13 protein-coding genes are annotated in these 18,952 nt (G+C 42.3%); 4 read left to right on the top strand and 9 right to left on the bottom strand.

Annotation, left to right across the window (positions count from 1 at the left end):
- The coding region (locus tag IQ259_RS20160) for a DUF2157 domain-containing protein (protein WP_193887782.1) at positions 1-2,891 on the top strand (2,891 nt) is incomplete at its 5' end.
- Positions 2,892-3,001: 110 nt separating this feature from the next.
- Here IQ259_RS20160 and IQ259_RS20155 read toward each other — a convergent pair.
- The 7 genes from IQ259_RS20155 to IQ259_RS20125 all read right to left on the bottom strand — a co-directional run bounded on the left by IQ259_RS20155 (position 3,002) and on the right by IQ259_RS20125 (position 9,586).
- The gene (locus tag IQ259_RS20155) at positions 3,002-4,459 is read right to left on the bottom strand and encodes a Ni/Fe hydrogenase subunit alpha (protein WP_193887781.1); all 1,458 of its coding nucleotides are present in this window, start codon (positions 4,457-4,459) and stop codon (positions 3,002-3,004) included.
- Positions 4,460-4,670: 211 nt separating this feature from the next.
- Positions 4,671-5,216, bottom strand: a complete 546-nt coding sequence (locus tag IQ259_RS20150) for an oxidoreductase (RefSeq protein ID WP_193887780.1) — start codon at positions 5,214-5,216, stop codon at positions 4,671-4,673.
- Between the two features lie 164 nt (positions 5,217-5,380).
- A complete protein-coding gene (locus tag IQ259_RS20145; protein WP_193887779.1) occupies positions 5,381-5,905 on the bottom strand; it encodes a DUF3122 domain-containing protein in 525 nt (174 codons plus the stop codon).
- Between the two features lie 33 nt (positions 5,906-5,938).
- On the bottom strand, positions 5,939-6,655 hold the full coding sequence (hoxU, locus tag IQ259_RS20140; protein WP_193887778.1) for a bidirectional hydrogenase complex protein HoxU: 717 nt from the start codon (positions 6,653-6,655) through the stop codon (positions 5,939-5,941).
- 266 nt (positions 6,656-6,921) lie between these two features.
- Positions 6,922-8,523 (bottom strand): NuoF family protein, encoded by a 1,602-nt coding sequence (locus IQ259_RS20135; protein WP_193887777.1) that lies wholly within the window; start codon positions 8,521-8,523, stop codon positions 6,922-6,924.
- Positions 8,510-9,019 carry a bidirectional hydrogenase complex protein HoxE gene (gene hoxE / locus IQ259_RS20130; RefSeq protein WP_193887776.1) on the bottom strand — a complete coding sequence of 170 codons (510 nt, stop codon included), beginning with the start codon at positions 9,017-9,019 and terminating at the stop codon, positions 8,510-8,512. The genes IQ259_RS20135 and hoxE overlap by 14 nt, the downstream gene beginning before the upstream one ends.
- A gap of 24 nt (positions 9,020-9,043) precedes the next feature.
- On the bottom strand, positions 9,044-9,586 hold the full coding sequence (locus IQ259_RS20125; protein WP_193887775.1) for a universal stress protein: 543 nt from the start codon (positions 9,584-9,586) through the stop codon (positions 9,044-9,046).
- A 420-nt stretch (positions 9,587-10,006) separates the two neighbouring features.
- Between IQ259_RS20125 and IQ259_RS20120 the strand changes: the two genes are divergently transcribed.
- Both IQ259_RS20120 and IQ259_RS20115 read left to right on the top strand, forming a co-directional pair.
- On the top strand, positions 10,007-15,193 hold the full coding sequence (locus IQ259_RS20120) for a response regulator (RefSeq protein WP_193887774.1): 5,187 nt from the start codon (positions 10,007-10,009) through the stop codon (positions 15,191-15,193).
- A 235-nt stretch (positions 15,194-15,428) separates the two neighbouring features.
- Positions 15,429-15,815, top strand: coding sequence for a response regulator (locus tag IQ259_RS20115; RefSeq protein WP_193887773.1), 387 nt, complete (start codon positions 15,429-15,431; stop codon positions 15,813-15,815).
- Positions 15,816-15,863: 48 nt separating this feature from the next.
- Here IQ259_RS20115 and IQ259_RS20110 read toward each other — a convergent pair whose 3' ends face one another.
- Together IQ259_RS20110 and IQ259_RS20105 are read right to left on the bottom strand one after the other, a co-directional pair.
- Positions 15,864-16,304: a hypothetical protein gene (locus IQ259_RS20110; RefSeq protein ID WP_193887772.1), complete on the bottom strand. Its 441-nt coding sequence runs from the start codon at positions 16,302-16,304 to the stop codon at positions 15,864-15,866.
- 178 nt (positions 16,305-16,482) lie between these two features.
- Entirely contained in the window at positions 16,483-16,767 is a 285-nt protein-coding gene (locus IQ259_RS20105; RefSeq protein WP_193887771.1) for a hypothetical protein, read from the bottom strand.
- A 193-nt stretch (positions 16,768-16,960) separates the two neighbouring features.
- Between IQ259_RS20105 and IQ259_RS20100 the strand changes: the two genes are divergently transcribed.
- Positions 16,961-18,814: a serine protease gene (locus IQ259_RS20100; protein WP_193887770.1), complete on the top strand. Its 1,854-nt coding sequence runs from the start codon at positions 16,961-16,963 to the stop codon at positions 18,812-18,814.
- Positions 18,815-18,952 lie beyond the last annotated feature (138 nt).

The raw sequence follows: 18,952 nt of genomic DNA, 5'->3' as shown, positions 1-18,952 counted from the left end.
GCCCTCAGCCCCCAGCCTCCCACCCAGCACTAAACCCCATTTGGGAATTATTGGGAGGTATCTTATTATTCTTCGGTTGGGCTGTTTCGGTAATAGATTATCCTGAACAAGCTTTTGTTGTGAGTGGTTTAGCTTTGTGGTATGTGAATCAGCGTTTACAGAGATATAGCCTTCATGCTGATTTAGCAGCGCTTTTCGCTATCGGCTTACAGTCGATTTGGTTGGGTTGGCGATTAGTCCCACCAGGAATGCAAAAATGGTCGATCGCAATTGCAACTAATCTCACTCAAGCGCAAAATGAACCTTGGGCGTTGCTGAGTGTGGCATTATTTCCTTATTTAATATTTATAGTATGGCTGTGCGATCGCTTGCGTCACGCCGAAAAACGAGATTTGGCGAATTTTGGCGAAGCATTAGCACTATTATTTGGCACTAGTTTAACCACTATCGCCACAATTAATCCTACCTTGCGATCGCTGAATCTAGTTTTTTCTACCATTACCTTGGTTGTTGTCACCAAACGCCGTTCGCCATCTTCCACGCCTTTAATATATCTGACTCACTTCATCGGTATACTGTCACTTTTCTCAGTCATTAATTTGCTATTACCAAATTTACCTAATCACCTCTGGGCAAGTGTTGTATTAGTTGTGATGGTAGCAGAATGGGGATTTAGTCTTGGTAGTGGTATATGGAGGCGTAGTGCATGGCATATTGGCTTAGGACTATCTATCCTCAGTTTTTTTCTATTGTGGGTAAATCTCATATCTTCTTATGGTGTGACTGCTAACCAAGAACATTGGGGAGTAATTTGGCTAATTACACCTTTATCTCTGACATTTTTAGCCAATCGCACCGCTACACAACGACGCACTACCAGAAGTTTCTTGAGTATCTTGGCTGTAGCAATGGCTCAGTTTCTAACTATATCCCTACCAGGAACCAGATTAATCGGCTTGGCTGTGGGTGCATCTGTGATGTACACCAACACACGCTATTTAAGAAATCAACCAACTGCGGGATTCACTATCGGTTTAGGATTGAGTTTGTTGGCGGCGCTGCTGTGGGAAGGTATACCAGGATTACCCAACCTAACTATTGCAGGTTGGTTAGTAGTTGGTGCGATCGCCACTTTTAGTTTATGGTTAATGCGGAAAGTATTTCAACAACGCAACCATGAATTAGCAGGTATCTATGCAGAAGCTAGTGATAAATGGGCGATCGCTTTATGTTGTGCGGTATTATCAACCCTGACCATACACTCATACTTAGTTTATGATGCTGTCGTCGCCCCAGGATTGTGGTATTTGGTGGCCAGTGCGGTTACTTTAGCAGCCATTACTTATCGTAGCTGGCGGGAACCAACAAATTGGGCATTTTACGGCATTGCTTGGTGTGTGGAATTATTTATTGCCGAAGTCTTGGGTTTTGGGGAACGTTCTATAATTAGGGTGGCGATCGCTAATATTGCTTTAGGTTTATTCACCCAACTTTTAGGCGAATGGTGGCGACGGCGATACCATCCAGAAAGACTTCCTAGCAGTTTGCATATTTTGCCATTAATCTATGGCGCATTTAGTGTTTTACTACGTTTAAATACTTTCACCGAGTGGACAGGTTTGTTTACCTTGGGTGTAGCCTTAATTGTCATTGGTGTAGGTAGACGACACCCAGACTTCAAACCTTTACTTTACTTCGGCATTATTGGCGTATCAATTTCTGCCTATGAACTATTGTTCTATCAAATGTCCCAAGCTACAGGCGGCGGATTTGGAGATGGTTTGATTGCCATGTCAGCTTTAGGTACAAGCATCATGCTAGTTTACAGCAGATTATCGCCTTGGTTGAGCCAATACTTACGCCTCAGTCTCGCGGAAATCAAAGGCATCGCCCATCTGCACTGGGCTTGGAGTAGTGTACTATTAATGGCTGCCATTACCTTGCCAATTCAAAATAACCGCCTTGTGGGATTGGGTACAGGAGGATTATTAGTGATGTATGCTATCTTCCAAGGGCGACGTAGTGCTAATTCTCCCCTTCCCGAATTACCGGGTGTTTTTGGTAGAATCACCATACAAGAAATGTGGGTTTACCTGGGCTTATTGCAAGCAGCCGGGATGCGAGTTTATTGGCGAGAAACCGCAGTCGGAGATTTGTTAGCTGGGACTCTCTTACCTTGGAATGCTGCGATCGCTTGTTTGATAGCATATTTTCTATACAGCTTACCCTGGGAAAATTGGGGTTGGTCAAAAAAACCTTGGCAACTTGCTGCATACATTCTGCCACTAATAATTTTGTGGGAAACCAGACTGCAAGTTTACCCAATTACTTTACTCATCGCGGCTGGTTTTTACATCATCTTAGCCAAAGTGAGTCAGAATATTCGAGTGACATATATTAGTATTGTCTTGATTGATTGGGCATTGTTTAACTGGTTGTACCAATTAAATATTACAGATGCTTTGTGGCAAGTCACAGCAACTGGATTGTCACTGTTATACATCGCCCAAGTCGATCCACAATTAAGATTGCCTGAATATAAAGCACCTAGGCACATTTTACGGCTTGTTGGTAGCGGTGTAATTTGTGGATGGGCAGTTTTATTTCATCAAAATACAGTCTTCATTCCAGGAATTTTCAGCCTCATCGCTATTTTTGCAGGATTAGCTTTGCGAATTCGAGCTTTTCTCTATGTTGGTACGGCTACTTTCTTGATTACCGGTATTTATCAGTTAGTGATTTTCAGCTTACGCTACCCATTTTTAAAATGGTTTGTTGGTTTGTTAGTTGGCATTTTACTGATTTATATTGCTGCTAACTTTGAAACTCACCGCACACAAATTAATAGCTTACTTCGCAACAGAAGCGATGAATTTCAAGAATGGCAATAATTTGATATTTCCTACCAATTCACGAAAATCTTGATACAAATTAATAATTTTTAATTATTTGTTTTCTTTTTTAGATCACAATGCTAGTGTGGAGACATTGTTAGAACAATTTAATGCCGCCAAACTTGATGAATAATATTGCCATCGGCTGCGATTAATTGAATTTGCAGAGGCATTTGTCCTGCGGCATGAGTTGAACAACTTAAACACGGGTCGAAAGCGCGGATTCCTGCTTCTACACGGTTGAGCATTCCTTCAGGAATTTCTGTTCCTTGAATGAAATGTCGCGCAATTTGAGCAACTGTACGATTCATTGCTAGGTTATTTTGACCAGTGGCAATAATTAAATTGAGTTTTTGTAGTAAGCCATTTTCATCGACATGATAGTGATGAAATAAAGTGCCGCGTGGTGCTTCGCTAACACCAACTCCTTCTAGTTGGTTAATCCCTGCTTCTGCCCGTAGTCGCTTTGATAGGATGTCTGGGTCATCGAGTAAGATTTCAATTTGCTCAATACATGCCAAAATTTCAATTAAGCGGGCATAGTGATAGAAGAAAGATGAATTAACTGTACCTTGACCGCGATCGCGGAATTCTTGTAATTCTTGGTCAGCTAAAGGTGTACCAATCCGATTACAAATATTTAACCGTGCCAGTGGCCCTACCCGATACATGCCACTATCTAAACGGCAATGGTTTTGTTGGTCAGGATAGCCCAAGGGTCGATAGTAGGGAGATTTTAAGTAAGAATCTGGTTGAACTGCTTCCCCAATAAATTCTTGATAGCATGTGGGATCGAGTTTATCCGCGATGATATTACCTGCACTATCTACAAAGCGGATATGCCCGTCGTAAGTTTCCCACAAACCATTAACAGTGACTAACCCCATAAACAAACTGGGGAAATTACCAAAGGTTTGAGCTTCTCTGGCATACTTATTAAGCAAGTTTTTAAATTTAGCCAAAGCATCCAAGATTGTGGTGCGTGCTTCCGGAATGCGGTTTTGGATGTGGCTGCGTTTTTCTTGTGTTAGTGGTTCTCGCACACCACCGGGAACAGCCCAAGCTGGATGAATCTTTTGCCCTCCCAGTAATTCAATAATTTCTTGCCCAAACTGGCGCAAGCGAATTCCACCACGAGCAAATTCTGGTTCTGCGGCAATTAAACCAAAGACATTGCGTGTTTGGGGGTTACTATCCATTCCTAGTAATAAATCGGGGGCGCTGAGATGAAAGAAACTCAACGCATGGGATTGGAGAATTTGCCCTAAATTCATCAACCGTCGGAGTTTAACAGCTGTTGGTGGTATGCTGACAGCTAGAATGCGATCGCCAGCTTTAGCAGAAGCCAACAAGTGACTCACCGGACAAATACCACAAACTCGTGCGGTAATTCCTGGCATTTCCCATAGCGGACGACCCTCACAAAACTTTTCAAATCCGCGAAATTCTGTGACATGAAAGTGAGCATCACTCACCTGACCAGCATCATCTAAAAAAATACTAATCTTGGCATGTCCTTCAATGCGGGTGACAGGATCAATAATTATTTTTTTGTCATTGGTCATTTGTTAAAAGTGCTGTAAAGTCCTGCGGGCATGGCTGCGCTTAGAGCGATAGCGGGGCGTTGAGCAGCGTGCTGAGTTGTAGTGGCGTGTCTAGGCTAAAATAGTGCATTAATAAACCGCAGAGGCGCAGAGAACACAGAGATAGAAGAAAAGATTTATTGCCACATTTAAGGCTAGACACGCCACTACTGACACTCCATACTTCTTCAATTTAGCCAAATTTGATCAAGTCGCGCCCTTCGAGTTGCGGTTGTTTGCCCTGCAAAAGAGGCTCTAATGCAGCACGAATCCGAGTTGCTGAAGGTGGACAACCAGGTAAATAAATATCAACGGGGACTACATAATGTACAGGGGTAACTTTATCTAATAATTTGGGTACAATGCCTGGTTCTTGGGGTATTTGAGGATGAACATCGACTAATTCGATGTAACACCGCTGAAGGACTGGTTCAGCGCTACCTAAAGGATTACGTAAAGCGGTGACATTGCCAGTAACAGCACAATCACCAAAGGAAATTAAGATTTTGGAACGTTCTCGAACAGTTCGGATTGTAGTGAGATGTTCTTCATTAGCGATCGCACCTTCAACTAAGACTACATCTACATTGTTGGGATATTCTTTAATATCAGCGAAGGGACTGTAAACAAAATCTACCTGTTCAGCTAAATCTATCAGCCATTCATCTAAGTCGAGAAAGGACATGTGACAGCCAGAACAGCCACCTAACCATACTGTTGCTAATCGCAAGCGATTCATAGTTTTTTTAAACGCAGCGAAAAGTTTTAAGGAGGTTTCCCTCAGTAGAAACGCCACTTGCTACAAGCCGGGAAAACCGTCCAACGCAGTGGCTCAACTTTTCAAGACAAAGGTACGCTGACTAAAATGCAGAGGGGTGCAGAGTTTGAGTTATATTTTCGGGTTTAAGATTTAGAACTTAGAAGTTCATGCCATTCACGCACAACAGATTCAGGGACTGAGATATTGATAAAATTTTGACCAGGTAAAGGTATACCTAGTTGTAAGGGTTCTGTTGGTAATTGGGGTAAGACATCTTTAAAGTCGTACTGACCAATTGTTGGTGCTGGTGCTTCATCTAAAAAAACATCAGCAGCAGTGAAAACTTTGCCGGAAGCAGTGGTGATTTTTAATGGTTGGGGATGAATTAATTCGGCAGAGTTAGGAAAACCCACGAGCCGCAGATTTAAACTCATGCCTTCGCCAGGATAAACTTGTTTAAACAGGACAGCTTGCCAAACATGTCCTGATTGATCATCTAATTTTGTTTGCGAGCGATAAAGTATTTCGCCGGGTGCTGCTTCTAAATGTGTTACAGCAGCGATTACCATTTGTGATGTGGGACTTCCTAAAGCCAGGAATATAGATATTGTCAAAATACTTACCAATAGCAACCACCAAAATATTTGTCGGATGCGACGTGGTTTCATATTTACCTCTTGGCGTAGGTTCAGAGTTTACGGCTAAAAATTCCATTGCTGTTTTTCCCTTGCGGTAACTAAGAAATCGAGTTTGGCGCGATCGCGTTTCATTTCCCCAACGCTGGATTTTTGGTAGAAAATTGCACCTGTGGGACAAGCATTTACGCATTTACCGCAGGAAGTACAAGTTTGGGATGTTCCCCAAGGTTGATTCAAATCAGTAATGACGTGAGAGTTTGTACCCCTACCCGCCATATCCCAAGTGTGAACGCCTTCGATTTCGTCGCAGACACGGACGCAACGAGTACAAAGCACGCATCGGTTATGGTCAATACCGAAGCGATCGTGGGAAACATCTACTTTGCGATTGGGGAACTGATATTCTAAACGTACATGATCCATGCCCATTTCAATTGCTAAGTCTTGTAATTCGCAATTGCCGTTTGCCACACAAACCGAACAAACATGATTGCCTTCAGCAAATAGCATTTCGACAATTGTCCGACGGTATGTTTGCAAGCGATCGCTTTTGGTGGTAACTTCCATTCCTTCGTTAACTTTTGTTACGCAAGCAGGTTGTAATTTGTTACTCCCAGCAATCTCAACTAAACACAGCCGACAAGCACCCACATCTCCCACTCCTTCTAAGTGGCACAATGTCGGAATATGAATTCCTGCCGCTTGTGCTGCTTGTAACACCGTTTCTTCTTCACTGGCGCTAATGAGTTGGTCGTTAATTGTTAAAGTTTTGACTGTCATAACAGTGATCGGTCAATACGGTTCCTTAAGAAAAAATTGAAACTTCAGCCCAAACACAACCATCCGTCTGTAGGGGGTTTGGGGGCGGCAGAATGCCCCCAATCGGGGGTATGGGGGAGAATCCCCCAATTCTTGGTTTTTCCAACACGATTAACTAGAAAGAAATCTGTAAACTGAACTGTATTAGGCGATAGGGGACTTACAGAGAATAAACCATCCAATTTATCTGCTTGAAAACAACTGTCTTTCCCCCTGCTCCCTTGCCATCAGTCTTTTTGTGCAATCAACTCCAAATACTCCTCCCGGAAATAGCGCAACGTACTAAATACTGGATTTGGTGCAGACTGTCCCAAACCACACAAACTGGTGTGTTTCACCATGTCGCACAGTTCTTCTAGCAATGACAAATCAGCATGTGTTGCTTTACCTTCTCGAATCTTGGTTAATAATCCATGTAGCTGCACAGTTCCTACTCGACAAGGAATGCACTTACCGCAGGATTCATCCATGCAAAATTCCATAAAAAATCGGGCAACATCCACCATGTTGGTAGTTTGATCCATAACAATCATGCCGCCAGAACCCATCATGGAACCGAGGTTAGTTAAGGATTCATAATCAACTGGTGTATCAAAAGCAGAAGCAGGAATACATCCTCCAGAAGGGCCACCTGTTTGTACTGCTTTAGCCGTACCACCATCAGGAATACCGCCACCCATTTCTTCCACAATTTGCCGTAAGGAAGTCCCCATTGGTACTTCGATTAAACCTGTGTTGCGGATTTTGCCAGCCAAGGCAAATACTTTTGTACCTTTGCTTTTAGCAGTACCAATACTCGCAAACCAGTCAGCGCCTTTACGAATAATTGGCGAGATGTTAGCAAAGGTTTCGACGTTGTTAATTAAGGTTGGATGACCCCACAAACCAGATTCAGCGGGGTATGGTGGACGGGAATGAGGAAGGCCGCGTTTACCTTCAATGGAAGCCATTAAGGCGGTTTCTTCACCACAAACGTAAGCTCCTGCACCAATGCGAATATCTATTTTGAAGTCGAAGGGAGACTCAAAGATTTGACTACCTAACAAACCGAGGCGTTGAGCTTGATGAATGGCAGTTTGGAGACGATGAATAGCGATGGGATATTCTGCACGCACATAAATATAACCTTGGCTGGCTCCGACAGCATAAGCTGCGATCGCCATTCCTTCTAAAACTCGATGAGGATCACTTTCTAACACACTCCGATCCATAAATGCGCCTGGATCGCCCTCATCGGCGTTACAAATAACAAATTTGCGGCCGCTTTTGGCTTTGGCTACAGTCGCCCATTTAATTCCTGTGGGATAACCTGCGCCTCCTCGTCCCCGTAAGCCACTGCGAGTAATCGTTTCTACTACCTCTGTTGGTGTCATCTCTCGTAACACATGGTAAAGCGATCGATAACCTTCTGCTGCAATATAAGATTGAATCCGTTCTGGGTCAATTTTGCCGCTATTTTCGAGAACAATCGGCTTCTGAGAAGTAAAAAATGGCTGAGATAAATCAACCTGTGAAACGGAAGTTTTTCCGCCATCCAACGCTTCAATAATTGCTAGTGCATCCCCAGGGGTAACTTTCTCATAAAGTTTGCTTCCAGCTGGTGTATCAACTTGCACTAAAGGCCCACGACAACATAAGCGCATACAGCCAACACCGCAAACCTGTACGTCTTTCTCTAAATCTTCTGCTTTGACACCCGCATCTAGTTCTTGTTGGACTGCTTGAGAGTTACCCGATAAACAACCAGCTGCCATACAACAGCGAATCTGGACTGGTTTAGCTTGGGAGCTTTCTTGTTGAGCGATCGCCACTAATTCAGTCAGTTCCATGTTGTAACCATCCTTGCACATGATTGCAAACTGATTCTGGGGTTTGATTACCTAAAACTGTGCCATCAAACACCACAGCCGGCGCAATTCCACAAGCACCTAAACATCTCGCTGTTAGTAGGGATAGTTGATGATTGGCGGTAGTTTCACCCGCACGGATGTAGGCTACTTTTTCTACATTTGCCAAAATTGCTTGAGCGCCTTTGACATAACAAGCCGTACCCGTACATACAATACAGCTGTGAACGCCTTGGGGTGCTAAAGAAAATAAATGGTAAAAGGTGGCGACTCCATAAACTCTACTGGGAGGCAATTTTAATTCATGAGCAATGTAAAGTAATAAATCGTTTTCTAAGTAACCGTAAAGTTCTTGGGCTTTATGGAGAATTTCAATTAAAGCATCTTGTTGATACTGGTGACGCTTCATTGTTGCGTCTAGCATCTTCAAGCGTTTGTCAGCACTGGGATGAGAAGATTCAAGAGAAGCAGTTGTCATTGTGGCTGATCGAGATTCGTGATTTTAGTTAGCGATGCTGGCATTGCTACTAGCTGTAGTTACTACTTTTTCAGTATTTTTTTGACTTGTGGGAGAATGCACAATATAAACTGAACAGTTAGCGTGGTGAAGAACGTAGTTACTCACACTACCCAAGAAAAATTCTGTTAAACCAGAGCGCCCCCGGTGTCCCATCATGATTAAGTCTGCATCCCATTGAGCAGCCAACTTACAAATGCTTTTTCCTGGATTTCCCAAAATTTGGTTAAATTCTGCGGGGACATTTGCTGTGTTTGCTTGAGCGCAGAAGGACTGCAATATCCGCACTCCTTCATCTTTGAATTTATCCCACTGCTTTTGGTATAAATCTAAGCTTTGACCGCTCAAACCTGGATAGTAGTCTATGTTAGATAACATTGGGATATAAGGACTACCTTCTTCTTCTGGAGATAGAACATGCAGTAGTAGTAATTGGGCTGACATTACTTTTGCTAAAGCCAATGCTTGCTCAAAAACCTGTTGTCCCATTTCCGAGCGATCCAATGCAACTAAAATCTTTTTTAGCATATAGACCTCTGGCTTTGATTGCTAATAAGTTATGAGTGATTAAAGTTTTAGTCTTTAGATGCAAAATTGGCAAAAATTATTTATTCTGCATCTTTTTTGGGTAAATATCGCTAAAATTCTTTTACTCGACTACTTGCGAATTACATCTATATTTTTTATATGGCAACAATTTGAGGAACTTGTGAGGATGGTAATAACTATTTTCTAAATACTCAATGGAAAAGAAACTTTTATTGATTTTTTTTAAGTTTATGACTTTCTACTGTTGACAAGTATTTCTAGATATTGATATTTGTAAAATATTGTTAAAATAAATATGTAATTCAATATGCTTGCAAGCGAAAATTTTAAATAATTTTATGTTTTTCATAGAAGATTTTTCAACTCATTGTAATCAATAAAAATAGGAAATATTTATATATGAAACTTTTAGTTGTCGAAGATGATGAATTAAATGCCTATATACTTACTGAGGTACTCAATAACCAAAATTATGCAGTTGAGGTAGCAAGTGATGGTGAGACTGCTTGGGACTTAATTCAAACTTACAATTATGATCTAATCTTATTAGATGTAATGTTGCCGAAGCTAGATGGCATAAGTCTTTGTCGGCAAATTCGCTCTAGTGGCTTGCAAATGCCAATTCTGTTATTAACAGGTCGTGATAGCAGCCATGAAAAGGCGATCGGCTTAGATGCAGGTGCAGACGATTATGTAGTTAAACCATTTGAAAGAGAGGAATTAGTAGCCCGTGTTCGGGCTTTATTGCGTCGTAGTGCAACAACATCACAACCAGTTTTGGAGTGGGGAAATTTACGCCTTGATCCTAGTAGTTGTGAAGTTACATACAGAGGCGATTTACTATCATTAACACCAAAAGAATATGCTCTTTTGGAATTATTTTTACGCAACAGCCGCCGCGTATTTAGCTGTGGCATGATTTTAGAACATCTTTGGTCTTACGAAGATACTCCTGGTGAAGAAGCGGTGCGTACCCATATCAAAGGACTACGACAGAGATTAAAAGCTGTAGGAGCGCCCAGTGATTTAATAGAAACCGTCTATGGTATTGGCTATCGTTTGAGACAGCAGGAAGAAGAGAAAGTAATTGCAAAAGTGTCGGTTAGTGAGAAATCTGCCAATTCCAAATCTAAAAACCACAAATCTCAAGAAGAACAATCACCTCAGCCGCAAACACTCACAGCCATAGATGGAGTTTGGCAAAGATTTCAAGGACGAGTAGATGAGCAGGTGAAGGTGCTAGAACAAGCAGCTTTAACCGAACAGGCGCTAAATTCAGAATTGCTAACCCAAGCACTCAAAGAAGCTCATACTTTAGCCGGATCATTAGGGACTTTTGGCTTTCCTACAGGATCAAAACTGGCACGTAAAATTGAGCAATTGCTAAAAGCAAGTCAACCGTTGATACCAGAAGAAACAGCCAAGCTGCAAACTTGGGTTAAATCATTGCGCCAGGAAATTCAAATTCAGGGTAAAGAAGTAGGTTCAGCATCAAGTAACAATAACCTACCTTTAGTTTTGGTAGTTGATCGTGACCATACCGTAGGTGAACAACTAGCACAAACAGAATTTAAAGTTACCATTGCGACAAATCTACAAGAAGCCAGAACTTTACTATACCGAGAGCATCCTAGTGCAGTGCTGCTTGACCCCAGTTTTTCTGATCATCAAGAAGATAGTTTGAGTTTTTTAGCAGAACTGGCGCAACGCAAGCCGCCTGTACCAGTTCTAGTTTTTACCGAGCAAACAGATTTAGGTAATCGCTTACAACTGGCTCGTCAAGGTGGACACACTTTTTTGCAAAAGCCCTTAGCTACAGCACAGATAGCAGATGCGATCGCGCAATTATTGCAACAATCACCCCAAGGCGAAGCTAAAATCCTGGCAGTGGACGATGATCCGCAAATTTTAGCTTTGTTACAAACTTTACTCAGTCCTTGGGGATTGCAGGTAATCTCGTTAGATGATCCGCGTCGTTTTTGGGAAACTCTGGAAACTGTCAAGCCAGATTTATTGATTCTAGATGTAGAAATGCCCCATAGCAGCGGCATTGAGCTTTGCCAAGTTGTCAGAAATGACCCGAATTGGAGTGAGTTACCGATTTTATTTCTGACTGTGCATAGCGATGCTGACATTGTAAATCAAGTGTATAGCGTCGGGGCTGATGATTTTGTTAACAAACCGATTGTTGGGCCAGAACTGGTGACTCGGATTGTGAATCGTCTAGAGCGGATGAAATTGCTCAAGCACATGGCTCAAACTCATCAGTCGAAGAGTGCTGAGTTAAAAAACCTTCCCCATGATGAAGTTTCGACCTTTTCGGCTGATTGGCGTACCATCTTTGAAGGTGAACCAGAATGCGTCAAAGTAGTTGCAGGCGATGGCACACTATTAGAAATGAATCCGGCAGGACTGGCAATCATCGAAGCTAATAGCAAAGCTAATGTGATTGGGGAATCAGTTTATTCCTTGATTGCTCCAGAATATCAACAAACATTTCGGCAACTCAATGAAAGTGTCTGTCAAGGCAATAAAGAAACTCTGCAATTTGAGATTATTACCTGCCAAGGTAATCGTCGCTGGATGGAAACTCATGCTGTACCTCTGCATAACACAGCTGATGGTAAGTTTGTCCAATTGGCAATTACCCGTGATATCACCAATTACAAACAAGCAGAAACAGAAATTCGGCGCATTAATCGCACACTCCAAACATTAAGTAATTGCAATCAAGTTATTGTCCGCACTCAAGACGAACAAGATTTACTAGATCAAATTTGCCAAATCATTGTCGATGTTGGTGGCTATCGGCTGGCGTGGGTAGGCTTTGCCGAAGATGATGCCGAGAAAAATATTCGTCCAGTTGCCCAAGCCGGTTATGATGATGGCTATTTACAAACGCTCCAACTTACTTGGTCGGATACTGTGCGTGGTCAAGGGCCAACGGGTACAGCCATTCGCACAGGTAAGACCTCCATTATCCAGAATATTCTAATTGACCCCAAATATGAGATTTGGCGCTGTCAGGCGCAAGAACGGGGCTATGCAGCCTCTATTGCTTTACCTTTAAAGACGGGTGAGCAAGCATTTGGGGCGTTAAATATCTATGCTGCTGAACCAAATGCCTTTGATCATCATGAAGTGCAGCTATTAAAAAAACTGGCAGAAGATTTAACTTATGGTATTGTCGCATTACGCAATCAACGCGATCGCCAGCTTGCCCAAGCCAGCTACACCCAACTAGTCGAACTCTGTCCCGAAGCCATATTTATTCAAAGCGAAGGAAAATTTCTCTTTTTAAATAGTGCCGCGATCGCACTTTTTGGCGCAACCAAACCCGAAGAACTATTAGGCAAACCAGTAATTGATTTAGTACATCCTAACTTTCAAGCATTAGTACAAGAGCGAATTCAATATCTAAAAGAAGTCAAACAGCCAGTTCCTTTAGTCGAAGAAGATTTTGTGCGACTGAATGGAGAAGTCATCCATCTTGAAGTTGTGGCTGCGCCTTGTGAATATCAGCAAAAACCTGCGGCTGTGGTTGTTGCGCGTAACATTTCTCATCGCAAACATATAGAAGCTGCCTTACAAACAGCTAATAATGAATTAGAATTGCGCGTTGCTGAACGCACCGCCGAATTAATCACCGTCAACCGCAAATTAAAATCAGAACTAGATGAACGCCAACGCATAGAAGAAGAACTGCGCGTTTCTCAAGTGAAGTTTGCCCGAATTTTAGATATCGCTGATGATGCCATTATTTCTATCGACAGCAGCCAAAATATTACCTTGTTTAACCAAGGAGCCGAGAAAATTTTTGGTTATTCGGCTCAAGAAGTAATTGGGCAGAAATTGGATCTACTTTTACCACTACGATTTACCCAAGCTCATCGTCAGCACGTATCTGACTTTGGCAAATCTCCAAGTTTGGCGCGGCGGATGGGAGAACGACGGGAATTATTTGGTCAGCGCCAAGATGGTAGTGAATTTCCGGCTGAGGCTTCCATTTCCAAATTAAATATGGGAGAAGAAGTTTACTATACAGTCATTTTGCGTGATGTTACAGACCGCAAACAAATTGAGCGGATGAAAGATGAGTTTGTATCTGTTGTCAGTCATGAACTCCGTACTCCCCTAACTTCCATTCATGGCTCCTTGGGAATGCTCACTAGTGGGCTGTTACGGGCAGATTCAGACCAGGGAAAACGGCTCTTGCAAATTGCCACAGATAGCACTGAGCGCTTAGTCCGTTTGATTAATGATATTTTAGACATTGAGCGCATTGAATCAGGCAAGGTAAAAATGGCACGGGAAGTCTGCAATCTTGCAGATTTAATTCAGTCAGCAGTAAATGTCATCCAACCTTTGGCACATAAACAAGGTGTGACATTAGCAATTTCCAGCTTATCTGTAAGATTATGGGCTGACCCTGACCGAATTATACAAACTTTAACTAACCTAGTGAGTAATGCGATTAAGTTTTCTTCAGCAGGACAGACAGTATGCTTAGAGATTCAGCAACAACAAAATGAAGTTTTACTGATAGTCAAAGATACAGGACGTGGTATCCCAGAAGATAAACTTGAAAGTATCTTTGAGCGTTTTCAACAAGTTGATTCTTCTGATTCGCGTAACCACGATGGTACAGGTTTGGGTTTAGCAATTTGTCAAAGCATTGTTCAACAACATGGTGGCCGCATTTGGGCGGAAAGTACTCTAGGTGAAGGTAGTACTTTTTACTTGACACTCCCCATCCAAAAAGCTACTCCAATTGCTGACTCCCCACTTCCCACTCCCCACTCCCCACTCCTCACTCCTCACTCCCCACTAGTTTTAGTTTGCGATGACGATCCAGCCATCTGCACTGAACTGCAAACACTACTGCAACAAGGGGGATATCGAGTGGTAATAGTTGCTACTGGAGAAGAAGCGATCGCCACCGCATCCACGCAACAACCAGATGTAATTTTACTCGATTTACTCATGCCAGGAATGAATGGTTGGCAAACAATGGCAGTATTAAAAGAACGTGCCGATACTAAACAAATTCCCATCGTGATTTGTAGTGTTTATCAATCAGATACTAGTAACAAACCAATTACAGATTTTGCTGATTGGGTAAGTAAACCAGTTCAAGAAAGCTATCTATTACAATCACTCAAACAAGTCATAGCAACACCCTGCAAACGCGCCCGCATTTTGATTGTGGAAGATGACAACGACTTAGCACAATTACTAATTACTTTATTTGAGCGCCATGACATTGAAACCTGCTTGGCACGAACCGGACGAGAAGCCATCCACCTCAGTCAAGAACTTAATCCTGACTTATTAATTCTTGACCTGATTCTGCCAGAAAGTGATGGCTTTATGGTAATTGATTGGTTGAAACAACACAATCATTTATGTACCATGCCTGTAGTGGTTTACTCTGCCCAAGATTTAGATGAGTCTGAACGCCAGCGGCTCAAATTAGGATACACAGAATTTCTTACTAAAGGACGTGTCACAACCCAAGAATTTGAACAGCGAGTGATGGAACTACTTCAGCGAATAACTCACAACTCAGTGCAAAGTGCTGAGTAATAGTAGATTGACACGACTAAATATGACTTAATTACAAATTATAAATCAATACAGTTCAGTTAACAGGTTTTTACTTGATCGTGTCGGAAAAACCAAGAATTGGGGGATTCTCCCCCATACCCCCGATTGGGGGCATTCTGCCGCCCCCAAACCCCCTACAGACGGATGGTTGTGTTTGGGCTGAAGTTTCGATTTTTTCTTAAGTGAAGTATTGAATTATAACTTGGTATTAATCATGGCCGTAAAACGGATTCTAGTAGTAGATAATGAGCAGTATATTCAAGAAGTTGCCAAAATTTGTTTAGAAACTGTCGCAGCGTGGGAAGTGCTGACAGCAAGTTCTGGCGAAGAGGGCATTACTAAAGCCGAAACTTACCAACCAGATGCAATTTTACTCGATGTGATGATGCCCGATATGGATGGGATAGCCACCTTTGAGAAACTCCAAGAGAATCCAGCTACCAAAAAAATTCCCGTAATTTTATTAACTGCTAAAGTTCAGGCTACCGATCGCCGTCGTTATGCACAGATGGGTATAGTAACAGCGATCGCTAAACCATTCAACCCTTTAGAATTAGCTAATGAAGTTGCGATCGCCCTGGGGTGGAAACTAGAAAACTAGTCAGAAAATCGATAAGTAATCAATACGCCCCACGTTATATTAGACTGATTATTGTAGCAAAGGAGTTGTGCCGTTACCGTTGGTTGACGCATTTGCAATTACGGCTTGAGTAGGTTGATTAATAAGCGTCGCTGCTACAACTGGAGCCATTGTTGAACTAGATTGTTTAGTCCGTTTTCGATTAGAGCCGCCAGCTTTAGAATACTCCATACTGTTTTTGCCGTAGACAGTTGCAACTCCACTCAGCATTCGTTCAGACATTTCAGAGAGAGCTTTGTCCATCTGGGTTAATGTTTTACGTGATTCTTCCAGATTGGACAAAAGCGTGTTATGAGCTTCTAGCATGACGCGGGTAGTAATAATGAGGCGGGTGTAGGCTTCAACAGTTAACCCATGTCCTAAATCCAGGTTTTCATCAATAGATTTAAGCAAAGCAAGACGACGTTGTGCTTTGTCAACAGCATTAGAACCGCGAGTTCTTACAGGCATGAAGTATCCTTTTTTAACAGTGAACAGTAAACAGTGAACAGTGATTGATAACTGATAACTGATAACTGTTCACTGTTTTCAACATAGTGGAGTATCCTTTTGCTTGAGATGAGTAGTTTTGTTGATTTATTTAATTAACAGTTCGACGAAATAATTATGGATTTGACGGTGTTTTTACTCATTTGTCATGTTGATTTGTTGTTTCGATATCAGCAGAATTAGCAAAAGTAGTCGCAGAAATAGAAAAGACGATCGCAGAAATAGAAAATACGATCGCAGAAATAGAAAATGAGATCGCAAAATCTATAAATGGAGTCGTTGAAATAGAAAAGACGATCGCAGAAATAGAAAATACGTAGGCGTAGCCCGCCGTAGGCATCGCAAAATCTATGAATGGAGTCGCAAAAATAGGAAAGACGATCGCAGAAATAGAAAATACGTAGGCGTAGCCCGCCGTAGGCATCGCAAAATCTATGAATGGAGTCGCAGAAATAGAAAATGCGATGTAAATGCGTAGGCGTAGCCAGCCGTAGGCATCGCATCCTCTTTCCTCTCTGCAATAACGAAAGACTCATTTACGAGTATTAAATGCTTACCTGCTATATGGCGAATTTCACGTAAGTATTGATAAAATCGGAGAAAGCATTGGCATTTTTATGCGCGGTCATCGCTTACTTACCAACTTATTCTTAATCTTATCCTTAGCAAGCACACCCCAGCTTGTAGTTGCTCAAACTACTGTCGAACAGCTATTTCAACAAGCAATCGCCGCCGAGAAAGCGGGTAAATACGCAGAATTAGAGGCAATATATCGCCAAATTATTCAAATTCAACCAAATAACGCCGCTGCTTACTACAATCTCGGTGTTGCCCTGCACAACCAAAACAAATTAGATGCCGCCGTCGCCGTCTACAAAAAAGCGATTCAACTCAACCCTAACTTAGCTCTTGCTTACAACAATCTCGGCATTGCCCTGAGAAAACAGAAAAAATTAGATGCCGCCGTCGCCGCCTACCAAAAAGCGATTCAACTCAACCCTAACTTAGCTCTTGCTTACAACAATCTCGGCGTTGCCCTGAGAGAGCAAAACAAATTAGATGCCGCCGTCGCCGCCTTCCAAAAAGCGATTCAACTCAACCCTAACTATACTGAAGCTTACAACAATCTCGGCATTGCCCTGAATGACCAAAACAAATTAGATGCCGCCGTCGCCGCCTACAAAAAAGCGATTCAACTCAACCCTAACTTAGCTCTTGCTTACAACAATCTCGGCATTGCCCTGAGAGAGCAGAAGAAATTAGATGCCGCCGTCGCCGCCTACAAAAAAGCGATTCAACTCAACCCTAACTTAGCTCTTGCTTACAACAATCTCGGCATTGCCCTGAGAGAGCAGAAGAAATTAGATGCCGCCGTCGCCGCCTACAAAAAAGCGATTCAACTCAACCCTAACTTAGCTCTTGCTTACAACAATCTCGGCATTGCCCTGAGAGAGCAGAAGAAATTAGATGCCGCCGTCGCCGCCTACAAAAAAGCGATTCAACTCAACCCTAACTTAGCTCTTGCTTACAGCAATCTCGGCGTTGCCCTGAGAGAGCAGAAGAAATTAGATGCCGCCGTCGCCGCATACGAAAAAGCTCTCACCTTACCAGAAGACACTTCTGGAACTCCTACCACTGCTCATACTGTTGCTAACAATAATTTAGGTTTCTTATTCCAAAAACAAGGGAAACTGCTAGAAGCCATAGAATATTTCGACAAAGCCGAAGCAATTGACTCCGATTATATCTATGCCAAGAACAACAATAGAGAAGCACGGCGATTATGGATTGAACAACAGAATAAACTAGCAAGTGTCGAAGACGATCGCCAATGGTTGCCTAAAAATGATCCAACCTTACCTGTTAAGCGTTCCGTAGTACTCATCACTGCGGAGTTTTTCAACAGTCAACGCCAAGGAACAGAGATTGCTACAGGCGTAGTTATTCAGCGACAAGGCAATCGCACATTAATCCTAACCAATCGTCATGTCATTTTTGATGGCAACGAACAAGGTAAAAATATTCAAGTAGAATTTTTTAGTTCACCACCAGAAAACCGCGTACGAATGCGGCGCAACGCCAAGCCGTTGAATATAATCACTACAAATCAACTCGATTTAGCTATTTTGGAAATTACCGATAATCTACCAGAAGATATCAAACCCTTACCCATCTCTGCAACTGCCATCAACCCCAAAATGCCCATTCAAATTATCGGTCATTCCGCACAACGAGGTGAAGATAAATCTTGGTCTGTACAATCAGGAAAAATCAAGAACTACACAAATCAACAACTAGAAATATTTCAACCCGCACTTAAACCTGGTTTTTCTGGCAGCCCTGTCCTTGACTCTCAAAATCGGCTCATCGGCATTGTCTTTGCCCGCAAAACAGGCGAAACAAAAAATTTCGCCTACCCCATATCTGAGATTAAAAAACAACTTTCCATTTGGAATATTAGCTTTAAATGATGTTCATAAAGTACCAAACTGTATCAAGATCCCCCCTAGCCCCCCTTAAAAAGGGGGGAATTAGAATAGAATCAAAGTCCCCCTTTTTAAGGGGAGCCACTGCGTTGCGGGGGTTCCCCCCGTTGTAGCAAGTGGCGT

It is taken from the genome of Fortiea sp. LEGE XX443 (assembly GCF_015206815.1).
Classification (GTDB): domain Bacteria; phylum Cyanobacteriota; class Cyanobacteriia; order Cyanobacteriales; family Nostocaceae; genus Nostoc_B.
This window is presented reverse-complemented; position numbering and strand designations above follow the sequence as displayed.

Bases quoted from the DNA above. Each gene is read 5' to 3' on its own strand.
- IQ259_RS20155 (WP_193887781.1), bottom strand. From the start codon at position 4,459: ATGACCAATGACAAAAAAATAATTATTGATCCTGTCACCCGCATTGAA.
- IQ259_RS20150 (WP_193887780.1), bottom strand. From the start codon at position 5,216: ATGAATCGCTTGCGATTAGCAACAGTATGGTTAGGTGGCTGTTCTGGC.
- IQ259_RS20145 (WP_193887779.1), bottom strand. From the start codon at position 5,905: ATGAAACCACGTCGCATCCGACAAATATTTTGGTGGTTGCTATTGGTA.
- hoxU (WP_193887778.1), bottom strand. From the start codon at position 6,655: ATGACAGTCAAAACTTTAACAATTAACGACCAACTCATTAGCGCCAGT.
- IQ259_RS20135 (WP_193887777.1), bottom strand. From the start codon at position 8,523: ATGGAACTGACTGAATTAGTGGCGATCGCTCAACAAGAAAGCTCCCAA.
- hoxE (WP_193887776.1), bottom strand. From the start codon at position 9,019: ATGACAACTGCTTCTCTTGAATCTTCTCATCCCAGTGCTGACAAACGC.
- IQ259_RS20125 (WP_193887775.1), bottom strand. From the start codon at position 9,586: ATGCTAAAAAAGATTTTAGTTGCATTGGATCGCTCGGAAATGGGACAA.
- IQ259_RS20120 (WP_193887774.1), top strand. From the start codon at position 10,007: ATGAAACTTTTAGTTGTCGAAGATGATGAATTAAATGCCTATATACTT.
- IQ259_RS20115 (WP_193887773.1), top strand. From the start codon at position 15,429: ATGGCCGTAAAACGGATTCTAGTAGTAGATAATGAGCAGTATATTCAA.
- IQ259_RS20110 (WP_193887772.1), bottom strand. From the start codon at position 16,304: ATGCCTGTAAGAACTCGCGGTTCTAATGCTGTTGACAAAGCACAACGT.
- IQ259_RS20105 (WP_193887771.1), bottom strand. From the start codon at position 16,767: ATGCCTACGGCGGGCTACGCCTACGTATTTTCTATTTCTGCGATCGTC.
- IQ259_RS20100 (WP_193887770.1), top strand. From the start codon at position 16,961: ATGCGCGGTCATCGCTTACTTACCAACTTATTCTTAATCTTATCCTTA.